We start from the raw sequence: 4,190 nt of genomic DNA, 5'->3' as shown, positions 1-4,190 counted from the left end.
GTGATCGGCCTGCGCAACCCGATCGCGCCGCCACTGACGATCCACCATGACGACGATGGCACCCGCTGCTGGAGCGAGTTCACCCTCAACACGGCCTACGAGGGGCCACCCGGCCTGGTGCACGGGGGAGTGTGCGCCCTGGTCCTCGATCATGTCCTCGGCGAGGCCGCTAGCGAGGGCCTGACGAAACCGTTGTTCACCGGAACCCTCACGGTGCGATTCGTGCGCGGGACCCCGTTGGGCAGGCTGCGCGCCGATGCCGCCGTTGAGCGCACCGAAGGTGTCAAATCCTTTGTATCCGGCCATCTTTCGGATGCCGAAGGAATCACCGTTGAAGCGGAAGGGATCTTCATCAAGCCGGCATGGGCGCGAGACGCCGGATGAAGTTCTACATCAGCAGCGCATACCTGAATACCCGCGAGATCGTGGAGGTCGCCAAGGCCGCAGACGACCTCGGCTATGACGGCATCGGGATTCCCGACCACATCGTCAACTTGGAAACCTTGAGCACCCCGTATCCCTACACCAAGGACGGCCAGCGGCGCTGGCAACCCTTCACTGAGTGGCCTGACCCGTGGGTCTTGGTCGGTGCGCTTGCCCAGGTTACGACGCGACTCAAGTTCGTCACCACGGTCTACATCCCGGCCATGCGCAACCCCTATTCGGCGGCCAAGGCCATCGGAACTGCGGCATACCTGGCCGACGGGCGGGTTGAGCTCGGTGTTGGCGTCGGCTGGTGTGCCGACGAGTTCGCCTTGATGGAGCAGCCCTTCACTGACCGCGGCAAACGCACCGACGAGATGCTCGAACTGATGCGGACGCTGTGGTCGGCGGGCTGGGCCGATTTCGACGGCGACTTCTACCAAACGCCCCGGTTGGAGATGGAACCCACGCCGCCGCGGATACCGGTCTACGTCGGTGGTCTCAGCGAGACCGCGCTGCGCCGCGCGGCCCGCCACGATGGTTGGATCGGCGACCTGATCAAGACCGACCGTGCCATCGCCGCTGCAGCCCGATTGCGTGAGCTACGGGCCGAAAACGGTTTGGGCATGGACGATTTCACCATCCTCACACCGTTGACAGATGCCCTCACCATCGCCGACTACCAGCGCGCCGAGCATGCCGGGATCACCGGCATCCTGACCATGCCATGGATGTTCTACACCGGGCCGGAAGCCAGCCTGTCCGACAAAGTCGACGGCATGAAAAGGTTCCGCAAGGACCTTGCACTCGACCGGTGACGCGCCTTGCGGTAAGAAAATCGTTCCGTCGCCCGGCCGATTGGCATAACGTGTTTAGGGTGGAGGAACCCGGAAACCCCGAATTAGTGCCTGTAGAGGCATTGCGCTCAGGTGACCCGATAACCGACGTCCACGGTGGCGGCCAGCATTACACAGTCCTCGAGTCGAAAGCCTTCGACGAGAGTTGTGTGGTCCTCGAGCTCGAGTCGCATGCCAACGACCAGCTTCGAGTGATCGAGATGTCCTTCCCGGCCGGCTACTACATGGGCAGGTCGCCTCGGCGCATTCTGTGACGCCCACGGCGTCCAGCTGATTCGGGGGGCAACAGGTGCGGCGGTTATCTCCGCCTGCACAATGCACGCTATGCCTGAACCCACGCCGTTCCGCATCGATATCCCGTCCGACGTTCTCGATGATCTGCAGCGCCGGTTGGCGCACACCCGTTGGCCGGAAGCCGAGTGTGTCGACGACTGGACCCAGGGCATCCCGTTGGCCTACACCCGCGAGCTGGCGGCGTATTGGGCTGCCGGTTACGACTGGCGGTCCCGCGAAGCAGCGTTGAACCGCTTCGATCAGTTCACCACCGAAATCGACGGTCTGGACATCCATTTCATTCACCAGCGATCGCCGCATGCAGACGCTTTTCCGCTACTGATCACCCACGGCTGGCCCGGCTCGATCGTGGAATTTCACAAGGTGATCGAGCCGCTGGTCAATCCGGCGTCCGGACGTCGCCAGGACGCATTCCACGTGGTCTGCCCGTCTCTTCCGGGATACGGGTTCTCCGGCAAGCCGTCAGCGACCGGATGGGGTGTCGAGCGGATCGCCCAGGCGTGGGAGACGCTGATGGGGCGCCTCGGCTACCACCGCTACGGCGCGCAAGGTGGTGACTGGGGAGCGGCGGTCACGACGCAGATCGGCCGCAACCGTGGCCACTGCGTGGGAATCCACCTGAACATGCCGATCGCCAGGCCCGCGGCGGAGTCCGGCGGCGATCTCACCGACGACGAGCAACAAGCGCTGGCGGCATACGCTCAGCACAGCAAATGGGGAACTGGATATTCCAAGCAGCAATCCACTCGTCCGCAGACCCTCGGTTACGGACTCGCCGACTCGCCGGTGGGACAATTAGCCTGGATCGTCGAGAAGTTCTGGGCGTGGACGGACTGCGACGGGCATCCCGAAAACGCAATCAGCCGCGACGAACTCCTCGACAACGTGATGCTGTATTGGACCACCGACAGCGCTGCATCCTCAGCGCGGCTGTACTGGGAAAGCTTCAACAGCTTCATCACCGACGGCCGCGTCGAACTGCCCACCGGCGTCGCCTCTTTTCCCAAGGAAATTCTGCGTACCCCGCGACGCTGGTGTGAGGCCGCCTACAACATCACCCACTGGACGACGATGCCGCGCGGTGGGCACTTCGCGGCGTTCGAGCAGCCGGATTTGTTCATCGACGACGTCCGAAAGTTCTTCGCGACGGTCCGCTGAACCTTCGCCGCGGCGCAACCCTCGACCGCCAGCGTCCGCGCCGGGCATCGAGTGCGTAGACGCCGCCGCCGGTGAAGATCAGCAGGAAGAAGGCAAAGCAGTACATCACCGCGGCCTCGCCGTGATTGTTGATCGGGAAGAAGCCGTGCGGCAGATGCGCGGTGAAGTAGGCGACCGCCATCTCGCCGCATGCCAGGAAGGCGGCTTCGCGGGTGAATAGACCGACGGCAATCAGTGCGCCGGTGATCGTTTCGATCCAGCCCGCGTAGTAGTCGGGCCAATGGCCGACCGGCGCGGTGAAAGGCGCCGGCCAGCCGATCAACTTGGACAGACCGTCGCACAAGAACAGCAGACCGAACACCACCCGGAAGACCGTGAGGGCAACCGGATAGTACGAATTGAGCCGCGCTTCGAGGTTATTCGCCATGCGCCGACGATACGTGTTTTACAGCTGCGCCCAGACCGACTTCGTCTTCAAGTAGGCCTCGATGCCCTCCCGGCCGAACTCGTGGCCCCAGCCGGACTGCTTGTAGCCGCCGAACGGCACGTCGTGGTCAAACACCAACTGGCAGTTCACCTGAACGCTGCCCGCCTGTAGCCGCTTGACGATCCGGTGGGCGCGGCCGACGTTTTCCGTCCAGGCGGTGGCCGCCAGGCCGTAGGTGGTGTCGTTGGCCATCGCCACGGCCTCGTCCTCGTCGTCGAACGGCAGGATGCTGACCACCGGGCCGAAGATCTCCTGCTGATACAGCCGCATCCGGGGATCGACGTTGGTCAGCACCGTGGGGTGCACGAAGTACCCCTTGCGGTCCAGGCGGTAGCCGCCGGTGACCACGTCAACGCCGTCGCTGCGGCCCTCGTCGATGAAGCCCATCACGCGAGTCAGCTGCTTCTGGCTGATCAGTGGGCCGCTGACGCAGCCCTCCTCGCTGGGCGCGCCCAGCTTGAACGTATTCGCCATCAGCGCAATGCCTTCCACGACTTGGTCGTACACGCCGCGCTGCACGAAGATCCGCGACCCGCACACGCAGCCCTGGCCGGAGTGCACGAAGATGCCCAGCGACGCCATCAAAATGCACTTGTCCATATCGGCGTCGTCGAAGATCAGCACCGGCGACTTCCCACCAAGTTCGAGCATCACCTTCTTCAGGTTGCCGGCGGATGCCCGCACGATCTCCTTGCCGACCTCGGTCGACCCGGTGAAAGCGACTTTCTCGACTCCCGCGTGCGCGGTGATCGCGGCGCCTGCGGTGTGGCCGTAGCCGGTCAGCAGGTTGACGACACCGTCCGGTACGCCCGCCTCGTGCACCAACCTGTCGAGCAGAAGGGCCGAAAGTGGGGTCTCTTCAGCGGGTTTCACAAGCATGCTGCAGCCTGCGGCGAGCGCCGGCGCCAGCTTTGCGCTCGCATTGAAGATCGGGCCGTTCCACGGGAAGATCAGCCCGACCACTCCAAAGG

General features: G+C 64.0%; 6 protein-coding genes. 4 read left to right on the top strand and 2 right to left on the bottom strand.

Annotated features, from left to right (window positions below; all coding sequences use genetic code 11):
- The 4 genes from WBF82_RS04135 to WBF82_RS04120 form a co-directional block, all read left to right on the top strand.
- Positions 1-384 (top strand): PaaI family thioesterase (locus tag WBF82_RS04135; RefSeq protein WP_424381829.1); only part of this gene is annotated, 384 nt, incomplete at its 5' end.
- On the top strand, positions 381-1,241 hold the full coding sequence (locus WBF82_RS04130; protein WP_424381830.1) for a TIGR03619 family F420-dependent LLM class oxidoreductase: 861 nt from the start codon (positions 381-383) through the stop codon (positions 1,239-1,241). The genes WBF82_RS04135 and WBF82_RS04130, both read left to right, overlap by 4 nt.
- A 59-nt stretch (positions 1,242-1,300) precedes the next feature.
- The gene (locus tag WBF82_RS04125) at positions 1,301-1,534 is read left to right on the top strand and encodes a hypothetical protein (RefSeq protein ID WP_424381828.1); all 234 of its coding nucleotides are present in this window, start codon (positions 1,301-1,303) and stop codon (positions 1,532-1,534) included.
- 70 nt (positions 1,535-1,604) lie between these two features.
- The gene (locus WBF82_RS04120; protein ID WP_424381827.1) at positions 1,605-2,732 is read left to right on the top strand and encodes an epoxide hydrolase family protein; all 1,128 of its coding nucleotides are present in this window, start codon (positions 1,605-1,607) and stop codon (positions 2,730-2,732) included.
- Here WBF82_RS04120 and WBF82_RS04115 read toward each other — a convergent pair.
- Both WBF82_RS04115 and WBF82_RS04110 read right to left on the bottom strand, forming a co-directional pair.
- The gene (locus tag WBF82_RS04115) at positions 2,692-3,159 is read right to left on the bottom strand and encodes a DoxX family protein (protein ID WP_424381826.1); all 468 of its coding nucleotides are present in this window, start codon (positions 3,157-3,159) and stop codon (positions 2,692-2,694) included. The genes WBF82_RS04120 and WBF82_RS04115 overlap by 41 nt on opposite strands.
- Positions 3,160-3,177: 18 nt before the next feature.
- Positions 3,178-4,190 (bottom strand): aldehyde dehydrogenase family protein (locus WBF82_RS04110; protein WP_424381825.1); only part of this gene is annotated, 1,013 nt, incomplete at its 5' end.

The organism is Mycobacterium sp. (assembly GCF_049673265.1).
Taxonomy (GTDB): Bacteria; Actinomycetota; Actinomycetes; order Mycobacteriales; family Mycobacteriaceae; genus Mycobacterium.
The sequence above is the reverse complement of the archived record's forward strand: the minus strand, read 5'-3'. Positions and strand labels throughout refer to the sequence as shown.